Annotated in this window: 16 protein-coding genes; 15 read left to right on the top strand and 1 reads right to left on the bottom strand. The window is 52.5% G+C overall.

Going from position 1 to position 16,540, the window contains the following annotated elements:
- The first annotated feature begins 966 nt into the window (after nt 1-966).
- Nucleotides 967-2,985, top strand: coding sequence for a transketolase (gene tkt, locus SBI19_RS14135; RefSeq protein ID WP_317969194.1), 2,019 nt, complete (start codon nt 967-969; stop codon nt 2,983-2,985).
- A 121-nt stretch (nt 2,986-3,106) separates the two neighbouring features.
- Complete coding sequence (gene ppnP / locus SBI19_RS14130) at nt 3,107-3,424, top strand: pyrimidine/purine nucleoside phosphorylase (RefSeq protein ID WP_317969192.1); 318 nt, start codon at nt 3,107-3,109, stop codon at nt 3,422-3,424.
- 135 nt (nt 3,425-3,559) lie between these two features.
- Here ppnP and SBI19_RS14125 read toward each other — a convergent pair whose 3' ends face one another.
- Nucleotides 3,560-4,456 (bottom strand): NAD(P)-dependent oxidoreductase, encoded by an 897-nt coding sequence (locus SBI19_RS14125; protein ID WP_317969190.1) that lies wholly within the window; start codon nt 4,454-4,456, stop codon nt 3,560-3,562.
- Nucleotides 4,457-4,548: 92 nt separating this feature from the next.
- On the opposite strand from SBI19_RS14125, the gene SBI19_RS14120 reads away from it, so the two are divergent.
- From SBI19_RS14120 to comI, 13 genes are all read left to right on the top strand, one after another.
- Nucleotides 4,549-5,898 carry a glucose-6-phosphate isomerase gene (locus SBI19_RS14120; RefSeq protein WP_317969188.1) on the top strand — a complete coding sequence of 450 codons (1,350 nt, stop codon included), beginning with the start codon at nt 4,549-4,551 and terminating at the stop codon, nt 5,896-5,898.
- Entirely contained in the window at nt 5,898-6,530 is a 633-nt protein-coding gene (locus tag SBI19_RS14115; protein ID WP_317969186.1) for a YigZ family protein, read from the top strand. The genes SBI19_RS14120 and SBI19_RS14115 overlap by 1 nt, the downstream gene beginning before the upstream one ends.
- Before the next feature lie 251 nt (nt 6,531-6,781).
- On the top strand, nt 6,782-7,597 hold the full coding sequence (gene cysT, locus SBI19_RS14110) for a sulfate ABC transporter permease subunit CysT (RefSeq protein WP_317969184.1): 816 nt from the start codon (nt 6,782-6,784) through the stop codon (nt 7,595-7,597).
- A complete protein-coding gene (locus SBI19_RS14105) occupies nt 7,594-8,391 on the top strand; it encodes a sulfate ABC transporter permease subunit (protein WP_317969182.1) in 798 nt (265 codons plus the stop codon). Before cysT ends, SBI19_RS14105 begins: the two co-directional genes overlap by 4 nt.
- Nucleotides 8,392-8,394: 3 nt before the next feature.
- On the top strand, nt 8,395-9,459 hold the full coding sequence (locus tag SBI19_RS14100) for a sulfate/molybdate ABC transporter ATP-binding protein (protein WP_317969180.1): 1,065 nt from the start codon (nt 8,395-8,397) through the stop codon (nt 9,457-9,459).
- 41 nt (nt 9,460-9,500) lie between these two features.
- Nucleotides 9,501-10,580, top strand: a complete 1,080-nt coding sequence (locus SBI19_RS14095; RefSeq protein ID WP_317969178.1) for a sulfate ABC transporter substrate-binding protein — start codon at nt 9,501-9,503, stop codon at nt 10,578-10,580.
- A gap of 148 nt (nt 10,581-10,728) precedes the next feature.
- The gene (locus SBI19_RS14090) at nt 10,729-10,881 is read left to right on the top strand and encodes a hypothetical protein (protein WP_317969176.1); all 153 of its coding nucleotides are present in this window, start codon (nt 10,729-10,731) and stop codon (nt 10,879-10,881) included.
- A 101-nt stretch (nt 10,882-10,982) separates the two neighbouring features.
- On the top strand, nt 10,983-11,207 hold the full coding sequence (locus tag SBI19_RS14085) for a hypothetical protein (RefSeq protein ID WP_317969174.1): 225 nt from the start codon (nt 10,983-10,985) through the stop codon (nt 11,205-11,207).
- Nucleotides 11,208-11,621: 414 nt separating this feature from the next.
- A complete protein-coding gene (locus SBI19_RS14080; RefSeq protein ID WP_317969172.1) occupies nt 11,622-12,275 on the top strand; it encodes an L-threonylcarbamoyladenylate synthase in 654 nt (217 codons plus the stop codon).
- Nucleotides 12,276-12,427: 152 nt separating this feature from the next.
- Nucleotides 12,428-14,959 carry an ATP-dependent DNA helicase gene (locus tag SBI19_RS14075; protein ID WP_317969170.1) on the top strand — a complete coding sequence of 844 codons (2,532 nt, stop codon included), beginning with the start codon at nt 12,428-12,430 and terminating at the stop codon, nt 14,957-14,959.
- A 69-nt stretch (nt 14,960-15,028) separates the two neighbouring features.
- A complete protein-coding gene (locus SBI19_RS14070; RefSeq protein WP_317969168.1) occupies nt 15,029-15,529 on the top strand; it encodes a P-loop NTPase family protein in 501 nt (166 codons plus the stop codon).
- 29 nt (nt 15,530-15,558) lie between these two features.
- Entirely contained in the window at nt 15,559-16,095 is a 537-nt protein-coding gene (locus SBI19_RS14065; protein ID WP_317969166.1) for an ATP-binding protein, read from the top strand.
- 191 nt (nt 16,096-16,286) lie between these two features.
- The gene (gene comI, locus SBI19_RS14060; RefSeq protein ID WP_219930283.1) at nt 16,287-16,382 is read left to right on the top strand and encodes a competence inhibitor ComI; all 96 of its coding nucleotides are present in this window, start codon (nt 16,287-16,289) and stop codon (nt 16,380-16,382) included.
- Nucleotides 16,383-16,540 lie beyond the last annotated feature (158 nt).

Genomic DNA, 16,540 nt, shown 5'->3' with positions numbered 1-16,540 from the left:
TGGGAAAGCCCCACTTAAAAGGCCGAGAGCGAGGATTCCACGAGTGTAGGAGTGGCTTAACCCTGCTTAGATCGGAGAATCGAGCTTTACTCTAACGCTGATAAGGGAATACATGTGGGAAAACCCCACTTAAAAGACCGAGAGCGAGGATTCTGCACGTGTAAGAGTGGCTTCACCCTGCTTAGATCGGAGAACGGAGCTTTACTCTAACGCTGATAAGGGAATACATGTGGGAAACCCCCACTTAGAAGGCCGAGAGCGAGGATTCTGCACGTGTAAGAGTGGCTTAACCCTGCTTAGATCGGAGAACGGAGCTTTCCTCTAACGCTGATAAGGGAATACATGTGGGAAAGCCCCACTTAAAAGGCCGAGAGCGAGGATTCCACGAGTGTAGGAGTGGCTTAACCCCGTTTAAATCAGAAAACGGAGCGCTATTCTAACATCGAGGAAACCGTAAGCGCAGGAATACCCCACTTAAATGGACGTGTTCGCCATTTTGGCCCCAGAAAGCTTTTTTGCATCTCCAATGTCTCGTTTACGATTAATTCTCGCTCTCTCTGGTAAGGCTAATATTGGCTGGTTCTGCCGGGGCCGTATGCTTGCGGCAGCCTGTTCACATATACATGGCTCTATCGATGCGGCACTTGAAAATTTTACGCAGGCGCCGTCATCTTTAGAGCCCTTTTGTGTGTATTTTGTTAATATTCGAGATTATCGGACTTTACGAAAGTTCTACATTAATTTTCGATGAATGTTCGGTTTAAGCTTGAATTTGGACTTCGATATAATATATTTTTATGATTGGCATCGGATATCGTAATCACACCAAGCGGCATTTAGATATGGTAATGCACCTTGGACAGTGGTACAATATTTCAAAGCCATTGCGCACGCTAGTACAGCGCGCATTATCCATAAAGAGAGATAATAAAGGCATTATAATGGGCAAATAGGAGGAATTTAGCAATGACAGTTACGCAAAAGTCCATCGATCAGCTTTCGATCGACACGATTCGCACACTGGCAATCGATGCGATCGAAAAATCGAAATCGGGCCACCCGGGCATGCCAATGGGTGCGGCGCCAATGGGCTACCAATTGTTCGCAAAAACAATGAACCATAACCCGTCCAATCCGACTTGGATCAACCGGGACCGTTTCGTCCTGTCCGCAGGCCATGGTTCGATGCTGCTTTACAGCCTTCTTCACCTGTCCGGATACGGTCTGTCGATCGACGAGATCAAAAACTTCCGTCAATGGGGTTCCAAGACTCCAGGTCACCCAGAGTTCGGCCACACGGCTGGCGTTGACGCTACGACGGGTCCGCTCGGCCAAGGCTTTGCAATGGCTGTCGGCATGGCTATGGCAGAAGCGCAGCTCGGCGCTACTTACAATAAAGACGGTTTTAACGTCGTTGATCACTATACGTATTCCATTTGCGGCGACGGCGACCTCATGGAAGGCATCTCCCATGAAGCAGCTTCCCTTGCAGGTCACTTGAAGCTGGGCAAACTCGTCGTTTTGTTCGACTCGAACGACATCACGCTGGACGGCGAACTGAACCTGTCGAGCTCGGAGCTCGTTCAGAAGCGTTTCGAAAGCTACGGCTGGCAAGTGCTGCGCGTAGAAGACGGCAACGATCTGGATGCAATCTCCAAAGCAATCGCAGCGGCACAAGCTGAAGCTTCCAAGCCGACGCTGATCGAAGTGAAGACGGTTATCGGCTACGGCAGCCCGAACAAAGGCGGTAAAGGCGGCCATGCAGGTCCGCACGGTTCCCCGCTCGGTCCTGACGAGACGGTTCTGACGAAACAATTCTACAACTGGGAGCATGAGCCGTTCACGGTTCCGGCTGAAGTTGCAGCTCACTTCGCAGAAGTTAAGAAAGCTGGCGAGCAAGCGAACGCTGCTTGGGACGCTGCTTTTGCACAATACAAAGAAGCTCACCCAGAGCTCGCTGCGCAATTCGCAACGGCTATCGCCGGCGATCTGCCAGAAGGCTGGGACGCTGACCTTCCGGCATACACGACGCAAGACAAGCCTGTATCGACGCGCGTTGCTTCCGGTAACGCTCTGAACGGCTTGGCTAAGAACATCCCGAACTTCGTGGGCGGCTCCGCTGACCTCGAAAGCTCGACGATGACGCATCTCAAAGGATTGCCGGTGTACAAAGCAGGTCAATACGACGGCCGTAACATTTACTTCGGCATTCGTGAGTTCGGCATGGCAGCTGCAATGAACGGCATCACGCTGCATGGCGGTCTCAAAGTATACGGCGGTACGTTCTTCGTATTCACCGACTACCTGCGTCCGGCAGTTCGTCTGTCCGCGCTGATGAAGCTGCCTGTTACGTACGTGCTGACGCACGACTCGATCGCAGTCGGCGAAGACGGCCCTACGCACGAACCAATCGAGCAGCTCGCATCGCTTCGCATCATCCCTGACCTGACGGTTATCCGTCCGGCTGACGCGAACGAGACGTCCGCTGCTTGGGCTTACTCGGTTGAGAACAAATCGAACCCAGTTGCGCTCGTGCTGTCGCGCCAAAACCTGCCAGTCCTGGAAGGTACGGCTGAAAAAGCGCGCGAAGGCATCAAAAAAGGTGCTTACGTTATCTCTGATGCAGCTAACGGTCAACCAGTTGCACAAATCATTGCAACGGGCTCCGAGGTACAGCTCGCAGTTGCTGCTCAAGAAGCGCTTGCTGCTGAAGGTATCCAAGTTCGCGTTATCTCCATGCCAAGCTGGGATCTGTTCGACAAGCAATCGCAGGAGTACAAAGACTCCGTATTGCTGCCGAACGTTAAAGCTCGTCTGGCAATCGAGATGGCTCATCCATTCGGTTGGGACCGCTTCGTTGGCGACCAAGGCGCAGTACTCGGCATCAACACGTTCGGCGCATCCGCTCCTGGCGACCGCGTCATCAAAGAGTACGGCTTCACGGTTGAGAATGTTGTCGGCAAAGTTAAAGGTCTGCTGAAATAGTCTTTAGGTTCATGCATAAGGCGCAGCGCTCTCCGCGCCGCGCCTTATGTTTTACCATATACTTGGTTTAAAAGTTATAATCGAATACATGCATTTCATTCATGCAAGGGAGAGTTGTCTAATGTCTCAGTTCGATGGCGTATCGGTAGTAAAAGAAGCAAACGTATATTTCGAAGGTAAAGTAACAAGCCGTGCAGTTATTTTCGCTGACGGAACGAAGAAGACACTCGGCATCATGCTGCCGGGCGACTACGAGTTCGGTACGGACTGCGTAGAAATCATGGAGATCCAGGCGGGCGACCTGAAGGTGCTGCTGCCAGGAGAAACAGAATGGTTACATATCCAAGGCAAGGGCGAGTTCACTGTACCTGCTAATGTGAAGTTCAAGCTTCAAATCGCGACGGTGACCGATTATATCTGCTCTTATATCCACGAATAAGAATCAGCAATTGAGCTGCACACGGCGCTAGTGGAGGAAGACGCATGAAGGCGGATTCGACAGCGGACGAGAAGGCCGCATGCCTGTCGCATGCGGCCTTCTCGTTAACAGAACTTATAGGCTTCTGTTGAGGGTTTACTTACCTTCACCAATAGCCCGTCCAATCCACTGCTCGTATACTTTCGCAACGGCAGAGAGATCAAGCTGGCCATGACCGGCTGCGTCACCGACTTGGTACAAGCTCTTCGCAGCTTCGAGCAGAGGCGTTGGAACACCAAGCTTATCGGATAGAACGGACGATAGTCGCAAATCCTTGAGCATCAGCTCAAGCGCGAACTGAACGCTGTAATCTTGTCCGAGCAGCTTGCCGCCCTTTAGCTCAGCCGCTTTGCTCGCTGCACCCCCGGATTGGATTAGCTCCAGGAACAAGCTGCCGTCAATGCCGCCTTTGGCTGCAATGGCGAAGCCTTCCATGAGAGCGGCGGTATTGATGCCGACGACCGTGTTATGAGCCAGCTTAGCAACTGCGCCGCTGCCGCTTGGACCCATCGGAATAACCTTCCGTCCCATTGCGAGCAGAACAGGTTCGATGGCAAGTGCCGCCTCGGCGCTGCCTCCGACCATGAATACGAGCATGCCGGCTTCCGCTGCAGGCTTGCTGCCTGTGACCGGAGCATCCAGGAATACTGCTCCGCGGCTCGCAGCATCTGCTGCCAAACGACGGGCTAGATCGGGTGAAATCGTACTGCTGTCGACGATTACCGTACCTTCGGATACGGCGGAGAAGATGCCCGACGCGCCATCGTAGACGTCTCGGATCGAGTCATCGTTGCTGACCATCGTAATGACGATCGATCGTCCACGGGCGGCATCAGCCGGCGTTGCAGCAACAGCTGCGCCTAGCTCGCGAAGCTGCTCTGCCTTAGCGGCGGTGCGGTTGTAGACGGTCACGTCGAAGCCTTTGCGCAGCAGATTGGCTGCCATAGCATAGCCCATCGTGCCAAGGCCGATAAAACCAATGGATGTTGTCATTAGCAATAGCACCTGCTTTTCTATAATGATTTTGCTCTAAGTAATTGTAGCACAATCCTCAAACCATTGATTTCGAATAGGGAGGCAATATTATGAGTAAAACAGTTCAATTTGATTACAGCAAAGCGTTGACGTTCGTCGGCCAACACGAGGTTGACTATCTGACAAGCCAAGTCAAACTGGCTCATGAGCAGCTCCACAACGGCACGGGCGCAGGCTCCGACTACCTCGGTTGGATCGACCTTCCAACGGCTTATGACAAAGAAGAATTCGCGCGCATCAAGCAAGCGGCTGCGAAGATCCAATCCGATTCCGAAGTGCTGATCGTCATCGGCATCGGCGGTTCGTACCTCGGCGCTCGCGCAGCGATCGAAATGCTGTCGAACTCGTTCTACAACGTTCAGACGGACGCTAACCGCAAAACGCCGCAAATCTTCTTCGCAGGCAACAACATCAGCTCGACGTATGTAACGCACCTGCTGCAGCTGCTTGAAGGCCGCAACTGGTCGATCAACGTTATCTCCAAATCGGGTACGACGACGGAGCCGGCTATCGCTTTCCGTATCTTCAAAGACGCACTCGAGAAGCAATACGGCAAAGAAGAAGCTCGTACGCGCATCTACGCTACGACGGACAAAGCAAAAGGCGCTCTGAAGACGCTGGCAACGGCAGAAGGCTACGAGTCGTTCATCATTCCAGACGACGTAGGCGGCCGCTACTCCGTTCTGACGGCTGTTGGCCTGCTGCCAATCGCAGTTGCGGGCATCGACGTTGACGCAATGATGAAAGGCGCTGCAGACGCGCAAGCAGAATACAGCAACCCGAACCTGGCAGAGAACGAAGCTTACCAATACGCTGCAGTTCGTAACGCTCTGTACCGCAAAGGCAAAGCAACGGAAATCCTCGTGAACTACGAGCCATCGCTTCACTTCGTATCGGAATGGTGGAAGCAGCTGTTCGGCGAGAGCGAAGGCAAAGACTATAAAGGCATCTACCCGGCATCCGTTGACTTCTCGACAGACCTGCACTCGATGGGCCAATTCATCCAAGAAGGCAACCGCAACATCTTCGAGACGGTTATCCAAGTGAAGGAAGTTGCAGAGCACATCACGATCCAGCGCGATGCAGAAGACCTTGACGGTCTGAACTTCCTCGAAGGCAAAACGCTTGATTTCGTTAACAAAAAAGCGTTCGAAGGCACGCTGCTGGCACACACGGACGGTCAAGTGCCGAACCTGATTGTCAACATCGCCGACATGACGCCATACACGTTCGGCTACCTGGTATACTTCTTCGAGAAAGCTTGCGGCATCAGCGGCTACCTGCTGGGCGTTAATCCGTTCGACCAACCGGGCGTTGAAGCATACAAGAAGAACATGTTCGCGCTGCTCGGCAAGCCTGGCTACGAGAAAGAAAAAGCGGAGCTGGAAGCTCGTCTGTAATGCTGCCTAGATATAAGACGTTAAGACGCGAGGGAGACAAGGAAATCGTCATCCGCAAGTCGCGTTTTATCGGGTACGGCACGCCGGTCGCCTCCGAGGAGGAGGCGATCGCCTTCATCGAGCGGATCAAGAAGCTGCATCGCCAGGCGACGCACAACTGCTCGGCCTACGTAATCGGCGAGCGCGATGAGATTCAGAAGGCTTCGGATGACGGTGAGCCAAGCGGCACGGCGGGCAAGCCTATTCTCGAGGTCATCAAGAATCAAGGTTTGAAAAATGTTGCGATCGTCGTCACTCGTTACTTCGGCGGCATACTGCTCGGCGCAGGAGGCCTAATCCGCGCATACGCGGATGGCGCTGTCGCAGCGACGGAGGCGGGCGAAGCGATCGAGTACGTGCTTCATCGCGAAGTCATCGTCGACGCCGATTACACGTGGTACGGCAAGCTGGAGAATGAGTTCCGCGGACGCGAGCTGCGCGTGGAAGGAACTGATTTTACCGATCGAGTGACGGTGACCTGTTTGCCGATCGAAGATGAAGCGGATTCGTTCATCGCATGGGTGACGGATCTGACGCAAGGGCAGGCTGTCATTACGAAAGGCGAGTCAGTCTACCGGATCGACGGCGAATAACGATAAGACTTGCGGCAAGGTGCGGAAGAGCCGCTCCATATCCGATAGCGATCGGATGGAGCGGCTCTTTCTCTGCATATATAACTATTTCTCATGCAACGCATCAATTTTGAACATAAAGGATTGACGTGATGCCTTTACGTCTGCTAAATTAATAATACCAAGTACTTTAATAGGAATTGTTATATCAAGAATGGCAAGCTACGTTGTCCTACGGCTCGAGCCGATGGTTTGGAGGTCTGTCCGCTGATATGAATTTAAAGTTCCGCAGCCGATGGTGGAGCTTCGGTTTCCGCAGCACGGTTATGCTCTACTTCATCATGTTGATTATTATCCCGATTATTGGCATCTACACGCAATCTTTCTCGTTGGGATGGGCACCATTCTACGAGAGCATATCCGATCCACTTGCTTGGAAGGCTGTGCTGTTGACCGTGAAGCTGGCTCTCATAGCAGCGATCATTAACATTCTCATAGGCACGATGATTGGCTGGACGTTGAACCGTTACAAGTTCGCCGGACGCCGGCTGCTTAACAGCCTCGTCGATCTTCCGTTCGCATTGCCGACTGCAGTAGGCGGATTAATGATTCTGCTGCTGCTTGGACCGAACAGTGTGGTTGGAACGCTTGCTGAGAAGCTTGGCTTCGAGATCGTATTCCATGAACCAGCGATCGTCGTTGCGATGGTATTCGTTACTTTCCCGTTCGTCATTCGCGCCGTTCAGCCGCTGCTGGAGGAGCTGGACAAATCGGAGGAAGAAGCCGCCTACACGATGGGCGCAACGAAGGCTAAGACGTTTATTCAAATTATTTTCCCTTCCTTACTGCCAGGCGTATTGAGCGGCGGCATGCTTGCCTTCTCCCGTGCACTCGCCGAATTCGGCGCAGTCGTTCTGGTGGCTGGCAACATCCCGGGTAAGACGCTCATCGCTTCCGTTTATATTTATGGCGAGATCGAGAGCGACAACTCGCAAGGCGCCGCTGCGGTTTCCATCTTGTTGTTAACCTTCTCGTTCCTTATTCTCTGGATCGTTAGCAGAGTTCAAGCGAGGAGGACCGGCAAATGAAAAAAGTATGGATCCCGATAACGTATATCATCTTTATCATCCTTATTATCATTCCGTTAATTCGTATCTTTACCGGCGCTATGGGCGATGGATGGGGCGGCTTTGCTGATGCATTGAGCCGGCCGGAAGCATTGCATGCGCTTATGATGACCGGACTTATAACGATCGTCGTTACGATTATAAACACGCTGTTTGGCGTTATGCTGTCACTCTATCTCGTTAGAGCGGAATGGCTGCCGGGCAAGCTCAAGCAGCTGCTTAACAGCATATTGGATCTTCCGTTTGCCGTGTCTCCTATCATTGGCGGTCTCATGATCGTCCTGCTGCTAGGCCCGAATACGGCAATCGGTTCCCTGCTTAATGAGGCAGGAATTAGTATCGTCTATGCATTCCCGGGCATGGTTATCGCAACCCTATTCGTAACGTTCCCGATGATGGTTCGCGAGATTATGCCGGTGCTGCAGGAGATCGGTACTTCGCAAGAGGAAGCGGCCTCGACGCTGGGGGCGTACTCGTGGTACACGTTCTGGAAAGTCACTTGGCCAGCGATTCGCTGGGGCGTCATCTATGGTATCGTTCTGACGGTCGCACGATGTTTCGGTGAATTCGGCGCGGTGCTGGTCGTTTCCGGCAACATTATTAACAAGACTCAGACAGCGACAACGCTCGTCTACCAGGACGTAGAGAACTTCAATGTAACAGCAGCCAACGGCGTTGCACTCGTATTGGCAGCCTTCTCCGTCGGATTGCTTTTGCTCATGGAATGGGCGAAGAAACGAAAGGAAGTGCATTAGACGATGCATATCGAGGTGCGGAATTTAAACAAACAGTTTGGCGATTTTCATGCGGTGCGCGATGTCAGCTTTACGATTGAAAAGGGCCATCTGATCGGTCTTCTTGGACCAAGCGGCGGCGGCAAAACATCGATTCTGCGCATGCTCGCAGGTCTAGAGACGCCAACGTCCGGCGATATCGAGTTTCTCGGTCAACGCGTGAACGATCTGCCTCCACAGGAGCGCGGCATCGGCTTCGTATTTCAGAACTATGCGCTGTTCAAGCATATGACGGTATACGATAACATCGCGTTCGGGCTCAAGATCAAGAAGCAATCCAAAGAGCAGATCAAGAAGCGCGTCATGGAGCTTGTTGAGCTGACGGGACTGCTTGGCTTCGAACATCGTTACCCGCACCAGCTCTCAGGCGGTCAACGACAGCGTGTGGCGTTCGCTCGCGCGCTTGCGCCAGAGCCGCAGCTGCTGCTGCTCGACGAGCCGTTCGCAGCGATCGACGCGAAGATTCGTTCCGAGCTGCGCACTTGGCTCAAAGATCTGATTGAGCGTGTCGGCATTACTTCGATCTTCGTTACGCATGACCAAGAGGAAGCGATCGAGGTTGCCGACGAGATCATGATTATAAACAAGGGACGTCTGGAACAGAAGGGCACTCCTTGGGATATATATAAAAATCCCGAAACGCCGTTCGTGGCCGGCTTCATCGGTGAATCGACGATCATCGAGAACATCGGTTCGATCCGCGGCTTCGAGGAAGCCTCGAATTGGCACGGCACGAAGGCGCTCATCCGTCCGGAATATATTGAGATCGGCAAGCCGGGCGAGATCGGTCTTGCATCCGCTGCGATGGAGGGCCGCGTGAAGCAGCTTCATTTCCGCGGCAGCGAGTGGATGGTTGAGATCGAGGCGGGCAATGCGAAGCTGATCACGTACCGTTCGTTGGAGAAGGAAGTGCTTCATCCGGGCGACGCGCTCAGCGTACTCGTCCATCGCGCTTATATGTTCAACGACAACGACAGTTGGATTATGGAGAACAAGCTCAAAGAAGATCCGATGCCGATTTTCATCTAAATCCGGTACGGTCAACTAGAATGCGGTCAGGGGCAATATTCATGTGGAAATGGATAGCTAACAAAGCTGCCCGTCAACGGGTGCAGATCGTATTGACGGGACTCAGCGCACTCCTTCTGCTGACGGCCTGCGGCAGTAGTTCGAATACGAGCTCAGGCGAGGAGCAGAACGGTCAGAATAAAGGCGATATCACGCTTGTCATCGGTGCTTACTCGGTTGTGAAGGATGCTTTCGGCGAACTTCTGCCGAAATTCCAGGAGCAGTGGCTTCAGAAGACGGGACAGAAGATCGTGTTCCAAGAATCTTATGAAGCTTCCGGCACGCAGGCAAGGTCGATCATTGGCGGCTTCGATGCGGATGTTGCGGCACTTGCCATGTCAACGGATATTGATAAGATCCAGAAGGCTGGACTCATTGACGATACATGGGCTGATAATGCTTATAAAGGAATGATTACAGATTCCGTCGTCGTACTCGGCACGCGCGACGGTAATCCGCTTGGCATTAAAGGTTGGGACGATCTGACGCGCAAAGGCGTGAAGGTGCTGTACCCGAATCCGAAGACTTCCGGCGGTGCACAGTGGGACATTAACGCGATCTATGGCGCGGGACTCAAGAAGGCTGAGCGGGAGACGGGCGCTAAGGATCCGGAATATGCGAAGCAGTTTCTGAAGAGCATCCATCATAATGTGGAGTCGCTTGATAAAAGCGGCCGGGCATCGATGGCGGCATTCGAATATGGCGTCGGCGATGTCATTGTGACGTACGAGAACGAGCTTCGCGCACGTATCCGGCAGGGAGTGCCGTATACGATCGTTATTCCGGACGATACGATTCTGATCGAGAATCCGGCAGCTGTCGTCAATAAGAATGCGAAGAAGCACGGGGTAGAAGAAGCGGCGCAAGCTTTCGTCGACTACCTGGTGTCGGAAGAAGCGCAGCAGATTTTCGCAGAGTACGGATTCCGTCCTGTGAATGAGAAGACGGCTGAACAAGTGAAGGATCAATTCGAGCAGCCGAAGGGCTTGTTCGACATTGAATACTTGGGCGGCTGGAGCAGCGTCCGTGAGAACCTTTACTCCAAGAAGGGCGTATGGTATCAGGTTCTTGCAGGAATCTAGTGCAAGAGAATATGATGATTAAGCTTCGATGCAGGCATAACGCCGCGGCGAAGCTTTTTTGTTGTTCACAAAAAGAGGATACAGCCCACTGTCATTCCCCTAGTCCAACAATCAAGCGTTTCCATATCGTATAGGAACAGCATATTAGGTGGAGGAGTGGAAGCGTGACCCTATTAGGAGCTCAGTTGAGCAATCAATCGAGAACCCGCAAACGGCGTATGAGACGGAGCGGCAGCTCGGTGCGGGCATTAGTACGCGCAAAGCTGCACCGGAGAAAACGGATGGAGAAGCATCGAATTAGACGCTGCGTTCGAATCATCTCACATCGAAGAACGCTTATTCCATTCCAACAGACTGCAGAGAGTGCTGCTAAAGCCGGTTTATCGGAAGGGAGTCATTCGGATGGGCATTGAATATAACAATCTGGCGGCGCAATCGAGTACGGCCATTTACAAGCTGCTGCTGACCCGAATTGGAGAAACTACGGTGCTCTCCACGGCAGCTGTTGTCGTTACAGGTGTATTGGAAGCTGTGCAGCAGTCATACGCGACGATCAGGAAAGCTGACGGAGACGTTGAGTATGTTGTTCTTGGCTTTGTGGAATCCGTGAGCTTCCCGGGCGCATAGCGGCTATAACCCTGTTAAAATTTCCATAAAATATCGATACGGAAAACTCCTCCTCAAAGCAACTATATGGTGCTTAAAAGGGGGAGTTTTTGTGTTTTGTTAAACGATCGCGGACAGGTCGACGGATTCGCCAGCGCGAAGCACTTGGCCAGGAAGACCGGCCTGCCTCATTTGGCGCCGGTGACTTTCACGCGGCTCCAAGGGAAATGGAAGCGCCGCTAGCTAACTGCGCGTTGTATTGAAAATGCTGTTCTCACAAAATTCAATTAAAGTGAACCGAATTATAGTTTCATCCTATAAAAAGATAGATAGCGTATATTGGATTCAATTTACAGCGGATGTTAATTTGGATGTATAGCAGTCAAATGAGTAAACAGCACAGCCATAACGGGAAAGTGAAAGGAATGATTCCTCATGAATGCTCCGTCCAAAGTATTAGCAGCTAGCGAAGCGAATTTCCGTACGGCTGCAGAATGTATCGTCAATGGAGGGATTGTCGTCGCGCCGAGCGACACGAACTTGGCGCTGACGCTGAATCCTTGGAAGGATGAGGCGATCGAACGGGCTTTCGCCATTAAGAACCGTCCTGCGACTTCCGCGCTGACGCTGTTCTTCCTCGAGCCGGACGAATGGAAGGAGTATGCGGATGCACCGGACCCTGGACTAGTGCAAGCTTTCGCGGAAGCGTTCTGGCCAGGACCGCTCAACATCATCCTGCCTAGAAAGACCACGATCTCGGACCGCATGGTATGCGGAGGTGCAACGGTATCGCTCGGCTGCCTCGGTAATCCGGTATGGCGCGGCATGATGCAATATACGAATATGCCGGTTGCGATGACGTCGGCGAACCTGTCAGGTCAAGCGGACGGCGTGCTTGTCGATCTGGAGCTGTCGCTCCGCCAAGTGGGTGATAAGGTCGATTATATTCTGAAGGGCGAAGCGCAAGGGACGACAAAGTCCAGCACGATTATCGATCTGAGCGGTGCAGAGCCGCGCATTGCACGTTATGGCGATGTAACGATGGCGCAGTTGAACGCGATCGCGTCGATCTTCAAGGAAGTCGTATAGATGGTGTTAAGAATAGGGGGCTGTTCACTAGAACAGTCCTATCCTTATTGCATTCACAGCTAGGCGCAGCCATGTGCACATAGAGGCGACGGCATGCTACAATGGGAGGAACGAATGTTCTGGCTAGCTGCCGTTAGGAGCTGTGTATCAACGTGGAGAACGCCCATAACCTGCCATCTGTACAACTGTCTGTACGACAGCTGGTCGAGTATGCTTATCGGAGCGGAGATATTGTATCCGGCTTTCGCTCGGCAGCTGCATTGGCTGAAGGGACGAGGATTCATCAATCGCTTCAAACTGAATACGGCCCTCAAGATGTGCGGGAGTATGAGCTGAAGACGGGGCTCGATTATGAAGGAATCCGTTTCTTCATTGAAGGCAGATGTGACGGTCTGCTGCAGACCGATGACGGCGTTATGATTGATGAAATCAAGTCGATGGCGGGGATGCTGCCAGAGAATGGAGATGACGCGCCTGTCGTCCATTGGGCACAGGCGATTTGTTATGCATATATATACGCACTCGAACATCAGTTGGACGAGATGCGGGTTCGACTCACTTACGTGAGCTCGACGACAGACGAACGGCGTGCTTTCGTGCGGGTGCTAAGCAGCAGTCAGCTGCGCGACACGGTGATGGATGCGGTTCGTCTGTATGCGCCATATGCGCGAATGCTGATCCAGTATACCGAGCAGAAGCTGGCGAGCGCGAAGGCGCTGTCGTTTCCTTTTGCCGAGTATCGGGCCGGTCAGCGTAAGTTCGCGGGTGCTGTGTATCAAGCGGTGACGGACGGTTCGAAGCTGTTCGCGAAGGCGCCGACCGGCATCGGCAAGACGATATCGACGCTGTTCCCGGCGGTGAAGGCGATTGGCGAGGAGCGGCTTGCGTTTCTGTTCTATCTCACGGCGAAGACGATTACGAGGACAGCGGCAGAGGATGCGTTCCGCCTCATGCAAGAGGGCGGTCTGCATATGCATGTCGTTACGCTCACGGCGAAGGACAAAATCTGCTTCCAAGAGGAAATGCGCTGTTCCAAGGAGCATTGCTCGTTCGCTGATGGTTACTATGACCGAATCAATGATGCGCTGCTCGATATGCTGGGCAGCGAGACGATAATGACCCGGACCGTTATCGAGCGGTATGCGCGCAAACATCGGGTATGTCCGTTCGAGATGTCGCTTGATGCTGCTTATGCGTCGGATGCGATCATTGGCGATTATAACTATATCTACGACCCGCGGATCAGTCTGAAGCGTATGTTCGAGGAGCGGAAACGGCAGACGGCCGTACTCGTCGACGAGTCGCATAACTTGGTCGATCGGGGACGCGAGATGTACTCGGCGGCGATGAATAAGGATGCTTATTTGCAGCTTATGCGAGCATACAAGAGCGTGAATACGGAGGTGCACCAAGCTGCGAAGGCCGTGAATGAATGGCTGCTGCAGCTGCGCAAGAGCTTGAGCCTGGGCTTAACCAAGAGCGATGGCGGAGATAGCGGTCAAAGTGGTGCTGATCCGAGTCTCGTTGGGGATTTATTCGACGGAGATTCATTCGTGATCGATCATGCGGAGGCATTGGCGGATGCTTCCGATCAGCAGGTGAAGACCCAAGCTGTATGGACGTCGCTTGGCAATGGACAAGCCGTCTCGCAGACGATGCCGGCAGATCTCATCGCATCGGTGGAATCGTTCGCGGAAGCGGCGGCGCAGGAGCTGGCTTCCTCTTCTACTGCCGCGTCCGCGGCTGGTCCTGAAGCTGCGGCGCTGCTGCTGGATACGTATTATGCGGCGCAGCAATTGGCTCGTATCGCGAAGCTGTACGACGAGCGTTACATTACGATTGCGGAGCATTGGAAGAGTGAGGTGCGGATCAAGCTGTTCTGTCTAGATCCATCGCATCTGCTGCGACAAGCGGGCAAAGGGTTTCGCACGCAGATTTTCTTCTCAGCTACGCTGTCGCCAATGCCTTATTATATCGACATGCTCGGCGGCGATAACGAGCAGGACTATTCGTTGTCAGTTCCTTCGCCTTTCTCGGCGGATCAGCTGGAGGTGAAGATTCTGCCGCTGTCGACGCGGTATCGGGATCGTGACCGAAGCTATGAACCAATCGCAAGGGCGTTGTATGAGACGGTAACGGAACAAAAGCAGGCGGGCAATTCACTCGTGTTCTTCCCTTCCTATGACTATATGAACCATGTGTACGAGCCGTTCATGGCGCTGCTTGCGTCTGAACCGCCTGCGCTATCCGTTCGGACGATTGTCCAGACAGGGGTAATGAGCGAGGAAGAGCGCGAGGCGTTTCTAGCTTCGTTCCAAGCAGGAAGCGAAGAGTCGCTTGTTGGCTTTGCCGTGATGGGCGGCATTTTCTCCGAAGGCGTTGACCTTGTCGGTGACAGGTTGACGGCAGTTGCTGTCGTTGGGGTAGGGCTGCCGCAGGTGGGGCTGGAGCGGGATATGATTCGCGATTATTGCGAGCGTTCGGAACGCAATGGCTTCGACTATGCTTATGTGTATCCGGGGATGAACAAAGTGCTGCAAGCCGGGGGGAGGCTAATTCGTTCAGAGAATGATCATGGCAGGCTGCTGCTCATTGATGATCGTTATTTAGCGCAGCCCTACAATCGATTGCTGCCAGCCGAGTGGCGGAACTATACGGTAATTCGGACGAATAGCCTGTACTGATCTGATCTAGATCGACGATCGGATCGATACTCGTTACTAGCTAAAGCTGACCTGGGAGGGCGGCATGATATGCGCAAAATCTATATCGTTGGCATTGTAGCAAGCGGGAAGACGACGATGGCGAGGCAGTTATCGAGGCAGTTAAATGTGCCGTGGCATGAGCTCGATAACATCGTTTATCATCAGACGGATGAGGGACGCATCAAGCGGACACCGAAGGAACAGCAGGAAGTCATCGAGGACATTGACCGAGGCGGCGGCTGGATATTCGAAGGCGTCGACCGAACATCGTATCGCTGTCTATATGAGATGGCTGATACGATTATTGTATTAGATCCACCGTTATGGAAGAGGCGATACCGCATATTTGTCCGATATGTGAAGCAGCAGCTTGGCATCGAGCAGTGCGGCTATAAGTCGGATCTGAAGATGCTGCGGATGATGTATAGATGGACGAATGAATTTGAGCGCAATCGTGCTGATTTTGAGATGAGACTGACACCGTATCGGGAGAAGCTTGTTCGAATTGCGGACTTGAAGGAGCTTCGTTGGGAAAGAGCTGGCGGATAAGTTAGATGGGTTATATCGAGGAGGATAGAATGATGAATCGAATTCACATATTTGGTGCCTCTGGATCGGGGACCTCTACGCTTGGTAAAGAGCTGTCGCTCCATCTCCCTCATCGGGTTTTTGATGGAGATGATTATTTTTGGCAGGAGAAATTTACGAAGCAACGAGATCCTCAATCAAGGGTCAGACTGTTGTCCGATGATCTGAACTCGCATGAACAATGGATTCTTTCGGGTGCGGTCTGCGGTTGGGGAGATGCGCTCAAGCCGTTATTCGACTTGGTTGTATATCTCTCCGTGCCTAGCGAAATTAGATTGCAAAGATTGAAGAACAGAGAGTACGAAAGGTACGGGGATAAGATGCTGCCTGGCGGTATGATGTACGAACAGTCGCAAGCATTCTTAGATTGGGCATCCCGATATGATACTGGCGGAATGAACGTGAGGAGCAGAGCGCTGCACGAGCATTGGATCAGAGACTTGAAATGCCCGGTGGTAAGAATCGAAGGAACCCATACGGTGCAGGAGCGGGCGGAAATCGTTCTGGCTTATTTGGGGGAAGCATAATGATCGTCTTTAAAGCAACCAAAGATACATTGAAAGATCTAACGTCAAGAACCGGTGGATGTGTTTATTCAAGCACTTAAGATGCGATATGCGTCCTAGGATAGGATGTCTCGAGTGGAAGATGATGGTACAATATAAAAGACAATTGAATCTTGGGTGGTCATGGTTTCCCTTCGAAAGGAGGTGATGCCATGGAAGTTAAGGATGCGTTAACGATCATGTTTCTGTTCGGATCGTTTATCCTTGCACTTTTAACCTACATCAATTCCAACAACAAGAGAAAGTAAAAACCCACCCCAAGGTTAGCGCCAAAGGTGGGTTTATTCCTGGTTAACTTAGAAGGGATAATCCATCCAAGCCAATTGTTAGGCCGGGTGTTCGCAGCACTCGGCTTCTTTACTGCTATGATAGCATAATTGGAAAAAGAAGTGAACCGGCTAAGTGC

This window comes from Paenibacillus sp. CCS19 (assembly GCF_033239625.1).
Classification (GTDB): domain Bacteria; phylum Bacillota; class Bacilli; order Paenibacillales; family Paenibacillaceae; genus Paenibacillus_T.
Note: the sequence above shows the minus strand (reverse complement) of the source record. Positions and strands in the feature narration are given on the sequence as shown.

Bases quoted from the DNA above. Each gene is read 5' to 3' on its own strand.
- tkt (WP_317969194.1), top strand. From the start codon at position 967: ATGACAGTTACGCAAAAGTCCATCGATCAGCTTTCGATCGACACGATT.
- ppnP (WP_317969192.1), top strand. From the start codon at position 3,107: ATGTCTCAGTTCGATGGCGTATCGGTAGTAAAAGAAGCAAACGTATAT.
- SBI19_RS14125 (WP_317969190.1), bottom strand. From the start codon at position 4,456: ATGACAACATCCATTGGTTTTATCGGCCTTGGCACGATGGGCTATGCT.
- SBI19_RS14120 (WP_317969188.1), top strand. From the start codon at position 4,549: ATGAGTAAAACAGTTCAATTTGATTACAGCAAAGCGTTGACGTTCGTC.
- SBI19_RS14115 (WP_317969186.1), top strand. From the start codon at position 5,898: ATGCTGCCTAGATATAAGACGTTAAGACGCGAGGGAGACAAGGAAATC.
- cysT (WP_317969184.1), top strand. From the start codon at position 6,782: ATGAATTTAAAGTTCCGCAGCCGATGGTGGAGCTTCGGTTTCCGCAGC.
- SBI19_RS14105 (WP_317969182.1), top strand. From the start codon at position 7,594: ATGAAAAAAGTATGGATCCCGATAACGTATATCATCTTTATCATCCTT.
- SBI19_RS14100 (WP_317969180.1), top strand. From the start codon at position 8,395: ATGCATATCGAGGTGCGGAATTTAAACAAACAGTTTGGCGATTTTCAT.
- SBI19_RS14095 (WP_317969178.1), top strand. From the start codon at position 9,501: ATGTGGAAATGGATAGCTAACAAAGCTGCCCGTCAACGGGTGCAGATC.
- SBI19_RS14085 (WP_317969174.1), top strand. From the start codon at position 10,983: ATGGGCATTGAATATAACAATCTGGCGGCGCAATCGAGTACGGCCATT.
- SBI19_RS14080 (WP_317969172.1), top strand. From the start codon at position 11,622: ATGAATGCTCCGTCCAAAGTATTAGCAGCTAGCGAAGCGAATTTCCGT.
- SBI19_RS14070 (WP_317969168.1), top strand. From the start codon at position 15,029: ATGCGCAAAATCTATATCGTTGGCATTGTAGCAAGCGGGAAGACGACG.
- SBI19_RS14065 (WP_317969166.1), top strand. From the start codon at position 15,559: ATGATGAATCGAATTCACATATTTGGTGCCTCTGGATCGGGGACCTCT.
- comI (WP_219930283.1), top strand. From the start codon at position 16,287: ATGGAAGTTAAGGATGCGTTAACGATCATGTTTCTGTTCGGATCGTTT.